The following is a 16,779-nucleotide window of genomic DNA, read 5'->3' as shown; positions in this document are numbered from 1 at the left end:
TCTGGCAGGTCGAAGGGGGCGCCGAGACGAAAGGAGCTCATCATGTCCGAAGCGACGACGACAACCGATCACGGCAAGATCCGCAAATGGGTCGAGCAGCGCGACGGCCGCCCCGCTGCTGTTCGCACCAAAAGCGAAGGTGGCATTCTCCGCATCGACTTCGGCGAGCCGGATGCAGAGCTCGATCCGATCGAATGGGACGAATTCTTCCGCATCTTTGACGAGAACAAGCTGGCCTTCCTCCACCAGGACAGGGCAGACGGCGGCAAGACCAGTCGCTTCAACAAGTTCGTCGCCCGCGAACGCTGAAGCGGTTGTGGACAGACGCCGGCGCCGGCATGACTTACAGCGGCGGTTGACATCTTTCGTACTGCGTGCGCGGCTTCAGCGTCCACGGGAGCAAGCCAGTCATGATCAGAACCACCAGCCTGCCCGCCGGTGAACTCGTGCCTGTCCTCGGTCAGGGCACCTGGAACATGGGCGAGGACAGCCGCCGGCGGCGCGACGAGGCTGATGCGCTCAGGCTGGGTCTCGACCTTGGCATGACGCTGATCGATACGGCGGAAATGTATGCCTCCGGCGGTGCGGAGGAGGTGGTGGCGGAGGCCGTCGCCGGCCGCCGCGACGAGGTGTTCATCGTCTCCAAGGTGCTTCCGTCCAACGCCTCGCGTCGGGGCGTCGAGACCGCCTGCGAACAGAGCCTGAAACGGCTCGGCACCGACCGCATCGACCTCTATCTTCTCCATTGGCGCGGCGGCGTCCCGCTCGCCGAAACCGTCGACGCCTTCGAGGCGCTGAAGGCGGCCGGCAAGGTCCGCCACTGGGGCGTCAGCAACTTCGACACCGACGATATGCAGGAACTCGACGGGCTTGCGGCCGGATCGGCAGTCCAGTCGAATCAGGTCCTCTACAACCTGTCTCGCCGCGGCATCGAACACGACCTGCTTCCATGGTGCCGGGGCCGCGGCATTCCGGTCATGGCTTATTCGCCGGTCGAGCAGGGCAAGCTCGGCAAGGAGCCGAGGCTTGGCGCGATCGCCGACCGGCATCGCGCGACCCCCGCGCAGATCGCGCTGGCCTGGACGATGCGCGCCGACGGCCTCATCGCCATACCGAAGGCGAGCCGGCCGGAGCACGTCCGGCAGAATCGCGCCGCGCTTGATATCGTGCTTACATCCGAAGACTTGTCGGAGCTCGACAAAGCATTTCCTCCGCCGGCCCGCAAAAGGCCGCTTGAAATGATCTGAGGCAACGGCGCGTTCCGGTGCAATGAACTGATACGGGGTTCACGATATTCGCAACGAAGCTGCCTCGACTTTGTTTGCGCAGCATCAGCCGCGACGGTACATAGTCTGGGATTAGGTGTCACAGTTCGCGTTGCTGCGAGGCAAGGGAGGCGTCATGAGCGACGACACGCCGCTTCGGTTCCATGTTCCGGAGCCAGAGGTGCGGCCCGGCGGCACGCCCGATTTCTCAAACGTTCCCATCCCCAAGGCCGGATCGGTCTCGCGCCCGCCGATCGATGTCGATCCCCGCGAGATCCGCGACCACGCTTTTTCGATCATCCGTGTTCTCGACCGGAAAGGCGAGGCGGTGGGGCCTTGGGCCGGCTCGCTGACGGACGAGGAACTGCTGGAAGGTTTGCGTCACATGATGACGCTGCGCACCTTCGATGCCCGCATGGTGACGGCGCAGCGGCAGGGCAAGACCTCCTTCTACATGCAACACATGGGCGAGGAGGCGGTGAGCTGCGCCTTCCGCAAGGCGCTGAAGGATGGCGACATGAATTTTCCGACCTATCGCCAGGCCGGCCTGCTGATCGCGGGCGGCTACCCGATGGTCGACATGATGAACCAGATCTACTCCAACGAGGCCGATCCGCTGAAGGGCCGGCAGCTGCCCATCATGTACTCGTCGAAGGAGCACGGCTTCTTCTCGATCTCGGGCAATCTCGGCACCCAGTTCGTGCAAGCGGTGGGCTGGGCCATGGCCTCGGCCATCAAGGGCGACACGCGCATCGCGGCCGGCTGGATCGGTGACGGCTCGACCGCTGAGAGCGATTTCCACGCCGCGTTGGTCTTCGCCTCCACATATCGCGCGCCGGTCATCCTCAATATCGTCAACAACCAGTGGGCGATCTCGACCTTCCAGGGGATCGCGCGCGGCGGTTCGGGCACGTTCGCGGCGCGCGGGCTGGGCTTCGGCCTGCCGTCGCTTCGAGTGGACGGCAACGACTATCTCGCGGTCCACGCGGTCGCTTCCTGGGCCGCAGAGCGCGCGCGAAAAAATCTCGGGCCGACGCTGGTCGAATACGTCACCTATCGCGTCGGCGCGCACTCGACCTCCGACGATCCCTCGGCCTACCGCCCGAAGACGGAGTCCGAAGCCTGGCCGCTCGGCGACCCCGTTCTCAGGCTGAAGGCGCACCTGATCCGGCGCGGGGTGTGGTCGGAAGAGCGGCACAAGCAGTCCGAAGCGGAGATCCTCGACGTGGTCATCGCCGCCCAGAAAGAGGCCGAGAAGCACGGCACCCTCCACTCCGGCGGCAAGCCCTCCGTCCGCGACATGTTCGAAGGCGTATACGAGGAGATGCCTCCGCATCTACGGCGTCAACGCCAGCAGGCGGGGGTTTAGGCAGATGCCGCGCAAGACAATGATCGAGGCGATCCGGGAGGCGATGGACGTCTCCATGGGGCGCGATGACAACGTCGTCGTCTTCGGCGAGGACGTCGGCTATTTCGGCGGCGTCTTCCGCTGCACGCAGGGCCTGCAGCAGAAATACGGCACCACCCGCTGCTTCGACGCGCCAATCAGCGAGTTGGGCATCGTCGGCACCGCGATCGGCATGGCCGCCTATGGACTGCGCCCCTGTGTCGAGGTGCAGTTCGCGGACTACGTCTATCCCGCCTATGACCAGATCGTCTCCGAGGCGGCGCGGCTGCGCTATCGCTCGAACGGTCAGTTCACCTGTCCGATCGTGATCCGCATGCCGACGGGCGGCGGCATCTTCGGCGGGCAGACGCACAGCCAGAGCCCCGAGGCGCTGTTTACCCACGTGTCGGGACTGAAGGTGGTCGTCCCCTCCAATCCGCATGACGCCAAGGGGCTGCTGATCGCCTCGATCGAGGACCCGGACCCGGTGATCTTCCTGGAGCCGAAGCGGCTCTACAACGGCCCGTTCGACGGCCACCACGAGCGCCCGGTGACACCGTGGTCGAAGCACGAGCTGGGCGAGGTGCCGGCAGGCCACTACAGCATTCCGCTCGGCAAGGCGGCCGTCCGCCGTACCGGGTCGGAGATGACCATCCTCGCCTACGGCACCATGGTTTATGTCGCGGAGGCCGCGGCGGACGAAACAGGCATCGACGCCGAGATCATCGACCTGCGCTCGCTGCTGCCACTCGACCTCGATGCCATCGTGACCTCCGTCAACAAGACCGGCCGCTGCGTCGTGGTGCACGAGGCCACCCACACCTCCGGCTTCGGCGCCGAGCTTGCGGCGCTCGTCCAGCACCATTGCTTCTACAGCCTCGAGGCGCCCGTCGCCCGCGTCACCGGATGGGACACGCCTTATCCGCATGCGCAGGAATGGGACTACTTCCCGGGGCCCGCGCGCCTGGGCCAGGCAATGACCGCGACGATGGAGGCCTGAGGATGGGCGAGCATGTCATCAAGCTGCCCGACGTGGGCGAGGGCGTCGCCGAGGCCGAGCTCGTCGAATGGCACGTCAAGGTCGGCGACCTCATCCGCGAGGATGCGGTGCTTGCCGCCGTCATGACCGACAAGGCGACCGTCGAGATTCCCTCGCCGGTCGACGGCGAGGTGATCTGGCTGGGCGCCGAGGTCGGCGACACGGTTCCCGTCGGCTCGCCGATCATCCGGCTCAAGGTTCAGGGCGAGGGCAACGTTGCGGCAGGCGCGGAGACTGAGACGAGCGCCCCCACCCCCACCCCTAGCCCCTCCCCACAAGGGGGAGGGGAACACGCGCCAGCTCCGTCCAGGGAGCAGTCTGCCGCCGACGCTGTTGAAACGAGCGGCCGCGTGGTGGGCAGGGCGACGCCGGAATCCCCCTCCCCCTTGAGGGGAGGGGTCAGGGGTGGGGGTCAACCGGCGTCCGCTTCCCAGACCGTCTACGCTTCCCGCCCGCAAGGCGAGAAGCCGCTTGCCTCGCCGGCGGTGCGGCTCCGGGCCAGGGAGGCGGGCATCGACCTGCGCCAGGTGCCGGCCAGCGGCGGCGCGGGCCGCATCACGCACGAGGATCTCGACGCCTTCCTCTCCCGCGGGCCGGAGATGCAGCGCGGCCCCGGTCTCGCCCGCAACGAGACGGTCGAGGACATCAAGGTCGTCGGGCTGCGCCGCAAGATCGCGGAGAAGATGGCGCTGGCCAAGTCGCGCATCCCGCACATCACCTATGTCGAGGAGATCGACGTCACAGAACTTGAAGAACTGCGCGCCAAGCTCAACCAGACCAAGTCTGCCGATCGCCCGAAGCTGACGATGCTGCCGTTCCTGATGCGGGCGATGGTCAAGGCCATAGCGGAGCAGCCACAGCTCAACGCCCTCTACGACGACGACGCGGGCGTCATCCACCGCCACGGCGGCGTGCACATCGGCATCGCCGCTCAAACGCCGACCGGGCTGGTTGTTCCGGTTGTAAAACACGCCGAGGCCCGCGACCTGTGGGATTGCGCCGCCGAGGTCAACCGCCTCGCCGAAGCGGCGAAGTCGGGCAGCGCCACGCGCGACGAGCTTTCGGGCTCGACCATCACCATCACCTCGCTCGGCGCCATGGGCGGCGTCGCGACGACGCCGGTGATCAACTATCCGGAAGTCGCCATCGTCGGCGTCAACAAGATGATGGTGCGGCCCGTCTGGGACGGCCGGCAGTTCATCCCTCGCAAGATGATGAACCTGTCGTCCAGCTTCGACCATCGCGTCATCGACGGCTGGGACGCGGCCGTCTTCGTCCAGCGCATCAAGGCCCTGCTGGAGACGCCGGCGCTGATCTTCGTGGATTGACGTGATAAAGGGCAAGCCGGAGTACGCCGCATGAAAGACATCTCCTGCAAGCTCCTCGTCATCGGGGCCGGACCGGGCGGCTACGTGTGCGCGATCCGCGCCGGCCAACTCGGGGTCGACACCGTCATCGTCGAGTCGAAGAAGCCCGGCGGCACCTGCCTCACCATCGGCTGCATCCCGTCCAAGGCGCTCATCCATGCGGCGGAGGAGTTCGAGACCGCCACCCACATGGCGGATGCGCAGGGACATCTCGGCATCACGGTCGCCAACCCGGCGATCGATCTCGCCAAGACCGTCGCGTGGAAGGACCGGATCGTCGGCCGCCTGACGACGGGCGTCTCGGGCCTGCTCAAGAAACAGCGCGTAAAAATGCTGAGCGGCCAGGCGCGCTTCCGCGACGGCAAGACGGTCGTCGTTGAGACCGAGACCGGCGAGCAGGTGGTGCGGGCGGAGAACATCGTCATCGCCACAGGCTCCGAACCGGTCGCGCTGCCCTCGGTGCCGTTTGGCGGCAGGGTGATCTCGTCCACCGAGGCGCTTTCGCTCCCTTCGGTTCCGGCAAGCCTCGCCGTGGTTGGGGCGGGTTACATCGGCCTGGAGCTCGGCATGGCCTTCGCCAAGATGGGATCGAAGGTGACGGTGGTCGAGGCGCTGGACCGCATTCTGCCGCTCTATGACGCGGAGCTGACCAAGCCGGTTGCCAAGCGCCTCGGCGCGCTGGGCATCGAGGTCCTGCTCGGCGCCAGGGTGCGCGAATTCGACGGCAAGTCCGAACAGTTGATCGTCGATGACGCGGACGGCGAGGCGCGTCGCCTCAAGGCGGACAAGATCCTGGTCACCGTCGGCCGCAAGCCGGTCACCGAGGGCTGGGGCCGCGAGGAGCTGGCGCTCGACATGAGCGGCCGCTTCCTCAAGATCGACGATCAGTGCCGCACCTCGATGCGCGGCGTCTACGCGATCGGGGACGTCACCGGCGAGCCCATGCTGGCCCACCGCGCCATGGCGCAGGGCGAAATGGTCGCCGAGATCGTGGCGGGCCACAAGCGCAGCTGGGACAAGCGCGGCATCCCGGCGGTGTGCTTCACCGATCCGGAGGTCGTGACGGTGGGTCTTTCGCCCGACGAGGCAAAGAAGGGCGGCGTCGAGATCAAGGTCGGCCTGTTCCCCTTCTCAGCCAACGGCCGCGCCATGACGATGCTCGCCGAGGACGGTTTCGTGCGGGTCGTCGCGCGCGCCGACAACCATCTGGTGCTGGGCATCCAGGGGGTCGGCCGCGGCATTTCCGAGCTTTCGACCGCCTTCGGTCTGGCGGTGGAGATGGGCGCGCGTCTCGAAGACATCGCCGGCACCATCCATGCGCACCCGACGCAGGGCGAGTCCTTCCAGGAAGCCGCCCTGAAGGCGCTGGGGCACGCGCTTCACATCTGACGGGCGCCGCAATCGCGCCGCCCGTCGCGGTGTAAAGAGGCTGGTCTAGAATTCCCGGCCGAGCTTTGCGTCCACCGACTGCCGGTTGCCGCCGCGCACCGCGAAGAACAGGAAGATGGCGGCCCAGAGGATCGACTTCTCTGCGCCCGCGAATCCCTCGGCCCGCACGATCCAGTGGAAGTAGACCGTGACCAGCAGCACGATCATCGCTGCGAAGGAGGCTGGCCGGGTCAGCAAGCCAATGGCGATCAGGATGCCGCCGAAGAATTCAGTGGCGGCCAGCAGCGGCGACCAGAATACGCCAGGATAGAACCCCAAGCCCTCGACCATGCCGGCCGCCCCGAACGGGTTCTGGATCTTGCCCCAGCCATGGGTGACGAGAGCCAGGCCGGCGACGACGCGCAGCACCGTTTCGGCGATGTCGTGGAAGTTTGCATAGACGCAGCGCAGCGGCGGGATGATGAGGCGTCGCTGCGGCGCGGAGGCGGTCTTCGAAGAGGTCATGCGTTGGGGGGCTCCATTTATGCTGCACCGCACAGACTCGCCGGAGGCCGAAGGGTCAAATCAAGAAATGTTTATGGCCGCCGGCGACCCACGCCGCGAGCGCCGGCCTTCGACTCTCGTCAAACAGGGGAACCGATTGCGGATTTGCCGCGTTGGCTGGGGGAGAGTTCAACTGAAAGGAGAAACCACATGAATTGGAACCAGGTCGAAGGAAATTGGGAGCAGTTCAAGGGCAAGGTCCAGACCCAGTGGGGTAAGCTCACCAATGACGATCTCGATGTGATCGCCGGCCAGCGCAAGGAACTCGCAGGCCGTATCCAGGCGCGCTACGGCAAGGTCGCAGACGACGCCGAGCGGGACATCGACGACTGGCTGTCGCGCCACTAGATCGCCGTCTCAGGCATCAGGAAGGCCCCGCTTCGGCGGGGTTTTTCTTTGCCGATTTGGTTCAGCGGGACAGACGCCCAAACAGGGCGCGCGGAATTGAGATCCCATCCTTGGCGGCCTGCGCACGGGCTGCGGCTTTGGTACGCCCCGGGACGTGAACGCCGTACTCCCGTTCGAGCCGCCCGAGATACTTTTGAAGGCGCCCGGAAAAATCCGGGTCGATCAGGTCCGGCCGGATCGCGATCACCAGCATGCCGGTTCCGGGGCTCTGCGCGCCTGTGGTGAAAGGCGGCGCATCAGCCGACCAGTTGGCGCCGGTCAGGCCCGCCGAGAGCACCTCGACCATCAGGGCGATGTTGGCGCCGCGTGCGCCGCCGAAGGCGAGCAGCGCCCCCTTCACGGCTGCCGCCGCGTCGGTGGTCGGATTGCCGGCGGCATCGAGCGCCCAGCCTTCGGGAATGGCGCGTCCATCTCGCGCGGCCTTGCGTATGTTCACGAAGGCCGTCGCGCTGGAGGCCTGGTCGATGGTCAACGGCGGTCCACCCGTCGCAGGTGCGGAGAAGGCGAGCGGGTTGGTGCAGAACACGCGTTTCGTCCCGCCCGAGCCGGCCATCAGCGCCGGTCCGTTCGTCGCGGCGATCGCAAGCAGCCCGCCATCCGCCAGGCGGCCCGTGAAATAGCCCAGCGCCCCGCAGGTGTAGGAATTCCTCTGGCTGAACAGCGCCATGCCGAGATCCCCCGCCGTGCGGACGATCTCTTCGAAGCACGCGTCGAAGCCGGTGTGCGCCGCGCCGCCGTTGGCATCGGATGCGATCATCGTGGGCGCAGGCCGTGTGATCGCAGGCAGCGCCTGTCCGTCGATGCGGCCCGCGGCGATGGCCTCGAGATAGTCGACGAAGTGGGCGAGCCCGACATTGGGCTGGCTTTCGGCCTCTGCCGCGACTGCCGATCGCGCAAGGGCAAGCGCGGTGTCCTCGCGCGCCCCGGCCCGGATCGCGGCGTCTGCGCAGAGCGCGATCGCCTCGGCGAGTGTCAGTTCGATCGTGTCGTCCATTTCGGCCTACCCCAGGCGCTGCGGGATCCGCGCCTCGAGCTTGCGGAACGCGAAGACCAGGATACCGGTGATCGTCAGATAGACCAGCGCGAGCAGCAGCAGCGGCTCGTAGGTGATGAACGTCTCCTGCCGGACCCGCGAGGCCACCGAATAGATGTCCACCATGGTGATCGTCGCCACCAGCGGCGTCGCCTTGAGTTGCAGCACCGTCTCTCCGGCCAGTGTCGGCAAAGCGCGGTGCAGCGCCTGCGGCAGCCAGACGCGCCGAAAGATCTTCCAGCGGCTCATGCCGAAGGCGCGCGCCGCCTCCAGCTGGCCCCTCGCCACGCCGGCGAAGGCGCCGCGCATCACCTCGCCCTCGTAGCCGGCATAGGAGAGCGTCAGCGCCAGAACACCGTAGGGCCAAGCCTGGCGCAGGATCGGCCACAGGAAGGAATCGCGGATCCAGGGAAACTGCGGGAACAGCGATCCCAGGCCGAAATAAAGCAGCCACAGCTGGAGCAGCAGCGGCGTGCCGCGGATGATCGTGCAGAACGCCTTGGCGGGCAGGCTGAGATACCAGGGGCCGGTGACCTGCACGAGGCCGATCGGGATGGCGAGCATCAAACCGAGCGTGCAGGTGACGATGAGCAGCCAGATCGTGCGCCACAGCCCCTGCAGCGCGAGGCCGAGAAAGTCTGGAAGCCAGTCCCACCGCATGAAGAAGGCCGCCGACAGCACCAGCGCTGCCGCGATCCCGATTAGCACGACGCGGTGCGGCTGCAGCCAGCCGAGCGTGCGCTGCCAGGTCGTGCGGTTGATCGCCACCACCGCCATCAGTGTGCTCCCACAGGGGGCATGCCGCGGCGCGAGCGGCGCTCGATGCGGGCGATGACGACGTTGGAGACCAGCGTCAGCGCGAGATAGAGCACGCCGGCAGCCATGAAGAACGTGAAGTAGGCCTTGGTGGTGCCGGCCGCCTGCCGCGTCGTCTGGGTGAGTTCGGTGAAGCCGACGATGGCCAGCAGCGCGGTGTCCTTGGTGGCGATCAGCCAGAGATTGGCGAGGCCGGGGATGGCGAAGGGCAGCATCGCCGGCAGGGTGATGCGCCGCAGCATAAGTCCGGGCGACATGCCGAAGGCGCGCGCCGCCTCGATCTGCCCTTGCGGAATGGCCTGGATCGCGCCGCGCAACACCTCGGTCGAATAGGCGCCCTGCACGACGCCGAGCACGCAGATGCCGGCGACGAGGCCATTGATGTCCGTCGGCGGGTAGCCGAACGCCCCCAGCAGCCGGTTGATGAGGTCGGTGCCGGCGAAATAGAGGATCAGGATCAGCACCAGTTCGGGGACGGCGCGCACCACGGTGGTGTAGACCTCGAGCAGGTCGCGCACCACCGGCCCGCCATAGAGCTTGCCCCAGGCGCCGCAGATGCCGATCATCAGGCCGAGCCCGAATGCGCCGGCGGCAATCTGGATCGAATTCGCCAGCCCCTGCAACAGGTTCACGCCCCAGCCCGGCGCCGAGAGCGAAAGAAGCTCCAGCGTGCTGGCGCCGAAGGAGGCGATGAGGAGTTCGTTCAGTGCGCTCTCCCGCGACAGGATACGACGTGTCGTGCGGCAGCCGCGCCTGCGCGGCGCGGCTGCATCAGGGCAGAGCCGGTCAGTTCACCTGCGCGCCCGTGCCGTAGACGTCGAAGTCGAAGTACTTCTTGGTGATCTCGCCATACTTGCCGTTGTCGCGGAGCGCCTTGATCGCGGCGTTGATCTTGTCCTTGAGCTCGGCGTCGTCCTTGCGCACGCCTGCGCCGACGCCCGGTCCCAGCACTTCGTCGTCCGGCGCGACATAGCCCTTGAGGTCGCAGCACGCCTTGCCCTGGTCGGACTTCAGGAAGGCGTCGAGCGCGATGGAGTCGGCCTGCGTCGCGTCGATGCGGCCGGCGATCAGGTCCTGGTTGGCCTCGTCCTGGGTCTGGTACTCCTTGATCTCGGCTGCATCGCCGAAGTGCTTCTTGGCGTAGGCGGCGTGGGTGGTGGAGACCTGCACGCCGAGGACCTTGCCCTTGATATCGGCAGGCGACGCGCCGAAGGTCTTGTCCTTGGGCCCGATGATGGCGGTCGGCGTGTTGTAATACTTGTCGGAGAAGTCGATCGTCTTCTTGCGCTCCTCGGTGATCGACATCGAGTTCATGATGGCGTCGATCTTCTTGCTGGTGAGCGCCGGGATGAGGCCGTCCCACGGGATCGGCGTCAGCGTGCATTCGAGCTTTGCCTCCGCGCAGATGGCGTTGACCATCTCGACTTCCCAGCCGCCCCAGTTGCCCGAGGAATCCTGCTCGTAGAACGGCGGATATGCTTCCGGCGAGAAGCCTACCTTGACCTGCTGCGCCTGAGCGGCAGCCATTGTTGCGAGTGCGAGGCCGAGCGCAGTGGCAGCGATTGCCAGTGTCTTTCTCATGCTGATCTCCCGTTGTTTTTGCTTTGTATTTTCCCCTTCCCTCCGCCCATCTCAGTGGATGTTGCGGAGAAACTGCTTCAGGCGTTCCGACTTCGGATCGCCAAAAATCTGCTCCGGCGGGCCTTCCTCCTCGACCAGCCCGTTGTGCAGGTAGACGACATGGTTCGCGACCTTGCGGGCGAACTTCATCTCGTGCGTGACCAGGATCATCGTGCGGCCTTCGGCGGCCAGGTCGGCGATGACCCGCAGGACCTCGCCGACGAGCTCCGGGTCGAGCGCCGAGGTCGGCTCGTCGAACAGCATCACGCGCGGCTGCACGGCGAGTGCGCGTGCGATGGCGCCGCGCTGCTGCTGGCCTCCGGAGAGGAACGCCGGATAGACGTTGCGCTTCTCGGCGAGCCCGACGCGACTGAGCAATGCCTCGGCGACGGCGATCGCCTCGCTTCGCTGCACGCCCAGCACGTGGATAGGCACCTCGATGACGTTCTCGATCAGCGTCATGTGGCTCCACAGGTTGAAGCTCTGGAACACCATGCCGAGCCGGGAGCGGATGCGTTCGATCTGCCTGCGATCGGCCGGCACGCTGTTGCCGTGGCTGTCAGGCTTCAGGCGGATCTCTTCGCCGTTGACGCGGATGATGCCGCTGGTCGGGTTCTCCAGGCAGTTGATGCATCGGAGAAGGGTCGACTTGCCCGAGCCGCTGCCGCCGATGATGGCGACCACCTCGCCGTCTTTCGCCGACAGCGAGACGCCTTTCAGCACATGGAGCTGGCCGAACGTCTTGTGCAGGTCCTCGACGTGGATGGCTTCCGCCGCGCCACCGGTGGCACTTGCCGACACCGGTATGGCGGCAGGCGTCCTCACTTCCCGCGCTCCGCGAAGCGCTGCCCGGCACGCCTGTATTGCAGCTGTGGTCCCATTCGCCCGTCACGCGGAAATGTGCCCCTGCGTCCAACATGGACCGCCTGCCGCGCCGGCGTCAACCCGCCCCTCCCGGCGGCCGGCTCGCGCGCTGTGGCGGCGGTGGCCTTGCCCGGCTGGCCGCCGCAAGGCTAGGCTGGACGCCATCCACCGGGAGGACGCTGCATTGGACACCGAACTCGGCAGGAAATACGGCGCGCAGTCGATGGCCGCCCCGCTCCGGCGCGTGCTGATGTGTTCGGCCGCAGGGGCGATGAAGGGCGCGGACGCGAAGCGATGGCACTACGGGCCGGGCTTCGACGACGCGCGCGCCGCCCGCCAGCACGAGGAGCTGGCGCGCATGGTCGCCGCCTCCGGCGCGGAGATTGTGTGGCTGGACCAGGGATCGGACGGGCTGGCCGACGCCGTCTTCACCCACGATTCGTCCCTGATGACCGATTTCGGCGCGGTCATCCTGCGCATGGGCAAGGCGTTGCGCGAGCCCGAGCCGGACCTGCACGAAGCGGCCTATGCGAGGCTCGGCATCCCCGTCCTCGGCCGCATCGCGGCGCCGGGGCAGGTGGAGGGCGGCGACTGCGTCTGGATCGATGCCCGCACGCTCGCCCTGGGCCGCGGCGTGCGCACCAACCAGGACGGCATCCAGCAGCTCGCCAATCTGCTCGGCCCGAAGGGCGTCTCCGTCTATGGCTTCGACCTGCCGCTCTGGCAGGGCGAGGAAGCGTGCCTCCACCTGATGTCCGTCATCAGCCCGCTGGCCGACGACCTGGCGCTGGTCTACGCCCCGCTGCTGCCGGTCGCCTTCCACGAGATGCTCAAGGCGCACGGCATCAAGCTCGTCGAAGGCGATGCCGGCGAGTTTGCCGCCTCCCACGGCCTCAGCCTCAACGTGCTGCCCACTGCGCCGCGGCAGGTGATCGCGGTCGCCGGCTTCCCGAGGACCAAGGCGGCGATGGAGGCTGCCGGTTGCTCGGTGCGGACCTTCGAGGCCGACGCGCTCTGCATTGCCTGCGAGGGCGGGCCGACCTGCCTGACCCGACCGGTTCTGAGGGGATGAAAAGCAGGAGCCCCAGATGACCACCGTCGGCGAATCGCTCGTCCGCCTGCTCGAGGCCAACGGCGTCGAGATCGTCTTCGGCATTCCGGGCGTCCATACGGTCGAGCTCTACCGCGGCCTCGCCGGTTCGAGCATCCGCCACATCACGCCGCGGCACGAGCAGGGCGCGGGCTTCATGGCGGACGGCTATGCGCGCGTCTCCGGCAAGCCCGGCGTCGCCTTCGTCATCACCGGCCCGGGGCTGACCAATACGATCACCGCCATGGCGCAGGCGCGCGCCGATTCGGTGCCGATGCTGGTCATCTCCGGCGTCAACGCACTGGCGAGCCTCGGCAAGGGACTTGGCTTCCTGCACGAGCTGCCGGACCAGCGCGGCATGATGCAGAAGGTCGCGCTGACGTCGACCCGGATCGAGCGCCCGGAGCAGCTTGCGCCGGCCATCGACGAGGCCTTTGCGCGCCTTGCGGTTGGCCGGCCCGGACCGGTCCACATCGAAGTGCCGCTCGACGTGATGCGGCTGCCTTCAGCAGCGCCGCAGGAGCCGCGCGCCTGGACGGACGACCTGCGCATGATGGAGCAGCCGATCCTCGACGCCGCGAGACTGGCCGCGGCTGCCGAACGCCCGCTGATCCTGGCCGGAGGCGGCGCCAGGAGGGCGGAGGCGGAGCTTGGTGAATTGGCCGAACTCCTCCACGCCCCGGTGGTCACCACCATCAATGCGCGTGGCCTCCTGCACCGCCATCCGCTAGGCGTTCCGGCGAGCCCCAGCCTGCCCGCGGTCCGCAAGCTGATGGCGGATTCGGATCTCGTGATCGCGGTCGGCACGGAGTTTGGTCCCACCGACTACGACATCTACGCCAACGGCGGCTTCGTCCTGCCGCCAAAGCTGGTGCGCATCGACATCGACGACGGCCAGCTCAGGCGCAGGCCGGCGACCGTTGCCATCGAGGCGGATGCAGCGCGGGCGTTGCGGCGCGTCGTCCAGTCCATGCGCGAGAGCGTGCGCCGGAACTCGGTGAAGCGCGCCGATGGCGCTGCCCGCGCGGACGAGGCGAGGCGCGGCGCGCGCGCCGAGCTCGAGCCCGGCATGGACGTCCAGTTGGAGGCTGTGGAGATGATCCGCGACGCACTGCCGGGCGCCATCATCGTCGGCGATTCCACGCAGCCCGTTTACGCGGCGAACATGTTCTACGATCACGACCGCCCGGGAGGCTGGTTCAATGCCGCCACCGGGTACGGTGCGCTCGGCTACGGTGCGCCCGCGGCGATCGGCGCCGCACTTGCCGCGCCGGATGCGCCGGTCGTCTGCCTCACCGGCGACGGCGGCTTCCAGTTCACGCTGCCCGAACTCGGTGCCGCCCGGGATGCCCGAACGCCGGTGATCTTCGTCGTGTGGAACAACAGGGGTTATCGCGAGATAGAGCTTTCGATGCGGAGCGCATCGGTTGAGCCGGTGGGCGTCTCGCCCGCGCCGCCGGACTTCTGTGCGGTGGCGGCGGCCTACGGCCTGCCCGCCGAGCGGGTGAAAAGTCTGGCCGATCTGCCGGCCGCGCTGCGTTCGGCGCGGGAGGCGAACCAGCCGTTCGTCATCGAGATAGAGGTGCCTTAAAGCATCGCGCCGAAAAGTGGATGCCGGTTTTCCGCGGATGTGAAAACTAGAAACTTCAAGCCGCACCGCCGCTGGCGACCATGCGGTTCTGCAGCGCCGCCTGGACGTTGTCCTGCAGGTCGAGCACCTCCTCGCGGATGGCGTCCTGGGACAGGCCGATGCGCCGCAAATCGGCGACGACCTTGGCAATGGTGGTGCGCCAGTAGTCGTTCGCGGCGGGACCATGCAGGGTTTCTAGATCGGTCGCGATCGTATCTGCGAGCGAGACGCGGGAGCGAAGGGGAAAAGGAATCAACTGAGCCATGGCGGCACAGTGGCGGCTGATGGTTGCCGCAAGCTTACTATCTCACGCCAGCCGATGCTGCAGGTCGTCGTCCAGCCAGCGATTCATGAAGTAGACGAGCTGCTTGTGCCACCACGGCCAATCATGGTCGACGTCGGCGCCCCAGTAGTCGACCCAGGCCGGGATGTTGCGGCTGCGCAGGATTGCCTCGAGCTGGTGCGTTTCCTCCAGCATCCGCTCTTCCCATTTGCCCTGGCCGCAGCAGAACACCAGCCGCAGCCCGCGCAGCCTGGAGAGAATCTCGGCGTCGTCCAGCCCGCGTAGGAAGTGGAGCGGCGAGTTGAAGTAGATGTCGCCGTCCAGCGTGTCGCCGAAGAAGTCGCGGGTCGAGTAGACCCCGGACAGCGCGATCACGCCGGACACCTCGCCGGGGAACCTGAACACGAAGTTGGACGAGTGGAAGCCGCCCATCGAACAGCCCGCCATCAGCGGCTTCAGCCGCCAGCCGCCGTTCGATTCTTCCGCTGTCCCGAGGATTTCGGGCATCGCCTCCTCGCGGATGTAGCGGAAGTAGGCTTCGTGACGTCCGATCCGGTGGGCAGCGTCGGCCTGCTTGTTGAAGAAGGATTCGTCGTCGATCCCATCCAGCGTGAAGATCTGTATGCGGCCGCTGTCGAGGAATTCGGCCATGGCCGCGATCGTGCCTGTATCCTCGTACTGGAAGAAGCGGCCCTGCGAGGTGGGGAACATGACCACCGGCCGCCCGGCATGACCGTAGCGCTTGTACTCCATGTCGCGGCCGAGGTTACGGCTGTGCGTCTTGTGGTAGCTTGTCAGCATGGACGATGGCGCTTTCGGCTGGAGCTTCCGCGTGGATGTAGCGGACGGCTTCGCGCAGGTCCGCCAGGTTCTTCGAGCGCATCTGATAGGCGAAGTTGCCCATCGCCTTGGAGAAGATCTTCTCGATCGGCTGGTGCCTGATGATGACGTCGCCATGCGCCGCCAGCACCGCCTGGTGGTCGTGGCGGTAGCGGATGTGGTCCTTGCGGCTGGCATATGCGGTGAAATATTTGCCCTTTGCACGCTCGGCCGCCGCGTCCTTGACCACCATGTCGGCCCAGAGCTGGTAGACGTCGACGTCGTAGCTGTAGTTGATTGCGTCGGTGATCCAGGCGCCGGGCGGCCTCATGTTCACCTCCAGCGCGATGATGCGCTTGTCCCGCCGCGTCTGGAACAGCTCGATATGGAAAAAGCGCTCGCGAACGTCGAAGGCCTTCAGGATCTTGCGGCCGGCGTCCTCGATCCTCGGGTCGATGGTCGGCATGCAGACATAGGACATGTGGCTGTCGGTGTTCACGACGTCCATCACGCTCTGATCGTAGTGGGTGGTCGAAGCCAGCACGACCTCCCCATCGCGGTTTGCCAGCCCGTCATAGGTGACGACCAGCCCGTCGATGAACTGCTCCATGACGAAGGCGACGTCCGCCGGCTTCGATGCCAGGAAGTCGTTGAGTTCCCTCTGGTTGCTGATCTTGTAGGTCATCGACGCGCCGGAGCCCGAATCCGGCTTCACCACGACCGGATACCCGACGCGGCGGATGAAGGTCAGCGCGCCGGCCCGGTCGGAGCACTTGCGCTGCGGGATGATGTCCACCCCGCTCTTCCTGAAGAAGGCGCGCATGCGCGACTTGCGCTTCAGGTTCTGCACATAGTCGAGCTTGGTGCCGAAGATGTTGAAGTCCGTACGGATGCCGGCTTCCAGCTCCAGCCAGTGCTCGTTGAGCGATTCGAAGCGGTCGATGCGGCCCCATTTATGGATGAAATGGCCGATGGCGCGAAAGGTCTGCTCGTACTCCTCCATGTCGGAGATCCGGTAGTACTCGTCGAGCGACTGCTTCAGGACTGCCGGCAGCGCGTCATAATGCGCATCGCCGATGCCGAGCAGCGTGGCGCCGGCCTTCTTCAGCCCGCGGCAGAAATCCGCGCCGTTCTCCGGGAAATGAGGCGAGAAGAAAACGAAGTTCATGGGGCCGGTCCTCCGACAGCATCATGAAAGCCTGTGCTCGCAACAGGGAGTGTGGCGA

At 66.6% G+C, this 16,779-nt stretch carries 18 protein-coding genes; 9 read left to right on the top strand and 9 right to left on the bottom strand.

Annotation, left to right across the window (positions count from 1 at the left end):
• Window positions 1-42: 42 nt before the first annotated feature.
• The 6 genes from PD284_RS01635 to lpdA all read left to right on the top strand — a co-directional run bounded on the left by PD284_RS01635 (window position 43) and on the right by lpdA (window position 6,447).
• Window positions 43-309 carry a hypothetical protein gene (locus tag PD284_RS01635; RefSeq protein WP_274626491.1) on the top strand — a complete coding sequence of 89 codons (267 nt, stop codon included), beginning with the start codon at window positions 43-45 and terminating at the stop codon, window positions 307-309.
• Between the two features lie 101 nt (window positions 310-410).
• Entirely contained in the window at window positions 411-1,247 is an 837-nt protein-coding gene (locus PD284_RS01630; protein WP_274626490.1) for an aldo/keto reductase, read from the top strand.
• 154 nt (window positions 1,248-1,401) lie between these two features.
• Window positions 1,402-2,634 carry a 3-methyl-2-oxobutanoate dehydrogenase (2-methylpropanoyl-transferring) subunit alpha gene (locus PD284_RS01625; protein WP_274626489.1) on the top strand — a complete coding sequence of 411 codons (1,233 nt, stop codon included), beginning with the start codon at window positions 1,402-1,404 and terminating at the stop codon, window positions 2,632-2,634.
• A gap of 4 nt (window positions 2,635-2,638) precedes the next feature.
• Entirely contained in the window at window positions 2,639-3,652 is a 1,014-nt protein-coding gene (locus PD284_RS01620; RefSeq protein ID WP_274626488.1) for an alpha-ketoacid dehydrogenase subunit beta, read from the top strand.
• Window positions 3,653-3,654: 2 nt separating this feature from the next.
• On the top strand, window positions 3,655-5,019 hold the full coding sequence (locus PD284_RS01615; RefSeq protein ID WP_274626487.1) for a dihydrolipoamide acetyltransferase family protein: 1,365 nt from the start codon (window positions 3,655-3,657) through the stop codon (window positions 5,017-5,019).
• Window positions 5,020-5,049: 30 nt separating this feature from the next.
• Complete coding sequence (lpdA, locus tag PD284_RS01610) at window positions 5,050-6,447, top strand: dihydrolipoyl dehydrogenase (RefSeq protein WP_274626486.1); 1,398 nt, start codon at window positions 5,050-5,052, stop codon at window positions 6,445-6,447.
• Window positions 6,448-6,492: 45 nt separating this feature from the next.
• Here the strand turns inward: lpdA and PD284_RS01605 are convergent, their stop codons facing one another.
• Window positions 6,493-6,951 (bottom strand): DoxX family protein, encoded by a 459-nt coding sequence (locus PD284_RS01605; protein WP_274626485.1) that lies wholly within the window; start codon window positions 6,949-6,951, stop codon window positions 6,493-6,495.
• 189 nt (window positions 6,952-7,140) lie between these two features.
• On the opposite strand from PD284_RS01605, the gene PD284_RS01600 reads away from it, so the two are divergent.
• Window positions 7,141-7,338 carry a CsbD family protein gene (locus PD284_RS01600; protein WP_274626484.1) on the top strand — a complete coding sequence of 66 codons (198 nt, stop codon included), beginning with the start codon at window positions 7,141-7,143 and terminating at the stop codon, window positions 7,336-7,338.
• A gap of 61 nt (window positions 7,339-7,399) precedes the next feature.
• Here PD284_RS01600 and PD284_RS01595 read toward each other — a convergent pair whose 3' ends face one another.
• From PD284_RS01595 to PD284_RS01575, 5 genes are all read right to left on the bottom strand, one after another.
• On the bottom strand, window positions 7,400-8,392 hold the full coding sequence (locus PD284_RS01595; RefSeq protein WP_274626483.1) for an Ldh family oxidoreductase: 993 nt from the start codon (window positions 8,390-8,392) through the stop codon (window positions 7,400-7,402).
• 6 nt (window positions 8,393-8,398) lie between these two features.
• The gene (locus tag PD284_RS01590; RefSeq protein WP_274626482.1) at window positions 8,399-9,208 is read right to left on the bottom strand and encodes an ABC transporter permease; all 810 of its coding nucleotides are present in this window, start codon (window positions 9,206-9,208) and stop codon (window positions 8,399-8,401) included.
• The gene (locus PD284_RS01585) at window positions 9,208-9,915 is read right to left on the bottom strand and encodes an ABC transporter permease (protein WP_338036682.1); all 708 of its coding nucleotides are present in this window, start codon (window positions 9,913-9,915) and stop codon (window positions 9,208-9,210) included. The genes PD284_RS01590 and PD284_RS01585 overlap by 1 nt, the downstream gene beginning before the upstream one ends.
• 118 nt (window positions 9,916-10,033) lie before the next feature.
• Entirely contained in the window at window positions 10,034-10,828 is a 795-nt protein-coding gene (locus PD284_RS01580; protein WP_274626481.1) for a transporter substrate-binding domain-containing protein, read from the bottom strand.
• A 51-nt stretch (window positions 10,829-10,879) separates the two neighbouring features.
• Complete coding sequence (locus PD284_RS01575) at window positions 10,880-11,692, bottom strand: ABC transporter ATP-binding protein (protein ID WP_274626480.1); 813 nt, start codon at window positions 11,690-11,692, stop codon at window positions 10,880-10,882.
• Between the two features lie 262 nt (window positions 11,693-11,954).
• Between PD284_RS01575 and PD284_RS01570 the strand changes: the two genes are divergently transcribed.
• Together PD284_RS01570 and PD284_RS01565 are read left to right on the top strand one after the other, a co-directional pair.
• Window positions 11,955-12,803, top strand: coding sequence for a dimethylarginine dimethylaminohydrolase family protein (locus PD284_RS01570; RefSeq protein WP_274630511.1), 849 nt, complete (start codon window positions 11,955-11,957; stop codon window positions 12,801-12,803).
• Between the two features lie 16 nt (window positions 12,804-12,819).
• The gene (locus PD284_RS01565; protein ID WP_274626479.1) at window positions 12,820-14,412 is read left to right on the top strand and encodes a 5-guanidino-2-oxopentanoate decarboxylase; all 1,593 of its coding nucleotides are present in this window, start codon (window positions 12,820-12,822) and stop codon (window positions 14,410-14,412) included.
• Between the two features lie 55 nt (window positions 14,413-14,467).
• Here PD284_RS01565 and PD284_RS01560 read toward each other — a convergent pair whose 3' ends face one another.
• Genes PD284_RS01560 through PD284_RS01550 form a run of 3 tightly spaced genes read right to left on the bottom strand, consistent with a single transcriptional unit; the run spans window position 14,468 to window position 16,721 of the window.
• Window positions 14,468-14,716 carry a DUF6074 family protein gene (locus PD284_RS01560; RefSeq protein ID WP_274626478.1) on the bottom strand — a complete coding sequence of 83 codons (249 nt, stop codon included), beginning with the start codon at window positions 14,714-14,716 and terminating at the stop codon, window positions 14,468-14,470.
• Window positions 14,717-14,758: 42 nt separating this feature from the next.
• Window positions 14,759-15,535, bottom strand: a complete 777-nt coding sequence (locus PD284_RS01555; RefSeq protein WP_274626477.1) for an esterase family protein — start codon at window positions 15,533-15,535, stop codon at window positions 14,759-14,761.
• Entirely contained in the window at window positions 15,501-16,721 is a 1,221-nt protein-coding gene (locus PD284_RS01550) for an ATP-grasp domain-containing protein (RefSeq protein ID WP_274626476.1), read from the bottom strand. Before PD284_RS01550 ends, PD284_RS01555 begins: the two co-directional genes overlap by 35 nt.
• Window positions 16,722-16,779 lie beyond the last annotated feature (58 nt).

The organism is Mesorhizobium shangrilense, from assembly GCF_028826155.1.
Lineage (GTDB): Bacteria > Pseudomonadota > Alphaproteobacteria > Rhizobiales > Rhizobiaceae > Arvimicrobium > Arvimicrobium flavum.
Note: the sequence above shows the minus strand (reverse complement) of the source record. Positions and strands in the feature narration are given on the sequence as shown.